This window comes from Herbaspirillum sp. GCM10030257 (genome assembly GCF_042666555.1).
Taxonomy (GTDB): Bacteria; Pseudomonadota; Gammaproteobacteria; order Burkholderiales; family Burkholderiaceae_D; genus Noviherbaspirillum.
In genome coordinates this window covers 1-1,666 of the sequence record NZ_JBHTDH010000098.1, presented here as the reverse complement: position 1 = coordinate 1,666, position 1,666 = coordinate 1, and the positions used below count along the sequence as shown (strand labels likewise).

General features: G+C 54.6%; 1 protein-coding gene. It reads left to right on the top strand.

What is annotated here, in order from left to right:
- Positions 1-116: 116 nt before the first annotated feature.
- On the top strand, positions 117-1,496 hold the full coding sequence (locus tag ACFQUU_RS29220; protein ID WP_382252138.1) for an ISNCY family transposase: 1,380 nt from the start codon (positions 117-119) through the stop codon (positions 1,494-1,496).
- Positions 1,497-1,666 lie beyond the last annotated feature (170 nt).

Here is a 1,666-nt window from a genome sequence, read left to right as displayed (position 1 = left end):
TGTACTAGCAAGATTAGAATGTCTCAAACTGGCTAAATCAGATTGTCCCGTTTTAAGCAAGTCCTGAGATATTAAGCGGTCCATGCTGGGTGCTTACCTGGTTCAGGAGGCACATCATGGCTCGCATTGGGATGATTACCATGAGCATGCGTGAATTTGACAGGCTCAAGACCATCGAGGCAGTTGCTGAGGGAAACCTGCGCGCGGCAACCGCAGCTATACAGCTGCAAATGTCCAAGCGCCAAGTCAATCGGCTAGTCAGTCGGTATCGGGCCGAAGGCAATACAGCTGTGATATCGCATCAACGTGGTCAACCAGGCCATCGTCAGCTATCACCAGGGTTGGCTAGCATGGCGCTGTCGATCATCCGTGAACGCTATTCGGATTTTGGTCCGACATTAGCGTGCGAGAAGCTGCGGGAGCGCCATGGATTAGTCTTGAGCAAGGAAACGGTCCGCAAGCTGATGACAGAAGCCGGTCTATGGATTCCCCGCAAACTACGCTCACCGTCGATTTACCAGCCGCGTAACCGGCGCCATTGTGTCGGCGAGCTGATCCAGATAGATGGGAGCGACCACCGCTGGTTCGAAGACCGAGCACCTGCCTGCACGCTTCTTGTATTTATTGATGATGCGACCAGTCGACTGATGCATCTGCATTTCACCTATAGCGAGTCGACGTTCAGTTATTTCGAAGCCGCGCGTGCCTATCTGGAGCGGCATGGCAAGCCGCAGGCGTTCTATAGCGATAAGGCCTCGATCTTCCGGGTCAACCGCAAGCAGGTCGACAAGGGACATGGTGTGACGCAGTTCGGGCGGGTGCTGTACGAGCTCAATATCGAGAGCCTGTGTGCCAACACCAGCCAGGCCAAGGGACGCGTGGAGCGGGCCAATCTGACGCTGCAAGACCGGCTGGTCAAGGAATTGCGGCTGGAAGGCATTTCCACCATGACGGCGGCCAATGCGTATGCGCCCTCTTTCATTGCCGACTATAACCGGCGCTTTGCGAAACCGCCCAGGAATGACTGGAATGCACACCGGCCGGTACGCGAGGATGAGGATTTGGATCTGATCTTTACGATACGCGAGCCGCGCAAGGTATCGCATGTGCTGACGCTGCAATACGACAAGGCGATATATTTGTTAGGCGATACGCCGGTGAACCGGCGGCTGATTGGCAAGTACATTGAAGTGTACGACTACCCGGATGGGCGTATTGAACTACGGGCCAATGATTACGTGTTGCCGTATGTCCGCTATGACCGGTTGCCGGATGTGGATCAAGGAGCCATTGTGGAGAACAAGCGGTTGGGACACGTGCTGCAGATTGCGCAGCTGGTGCAGCAGCAGCGCGATAACCGGCGCAGTCATTCGGCGCCGGCACGGACGAATTTGGGTTTGCCAGTCGAGAAGGCAAAGGCAGCACCGGGGACCAAGGTGCAGCGCAAGATTGATGTGCAGGACCTGGAGCGCGCAATTGGCAAGAGCATTCACTAAAGCAATATGCGAACTCAAATTCCGGTCTTGCCGGCAATAGTGATGAATTAATGATTGCCCTGCCCTGATTACCTATTCCGCGGCGCGGCTGCGTTAATGGCAAACCTGGTGATTTAAAGAAGACATTTGAACATAGCCGGAAGGGAGACATCTGAAAATGGCTTGAACAA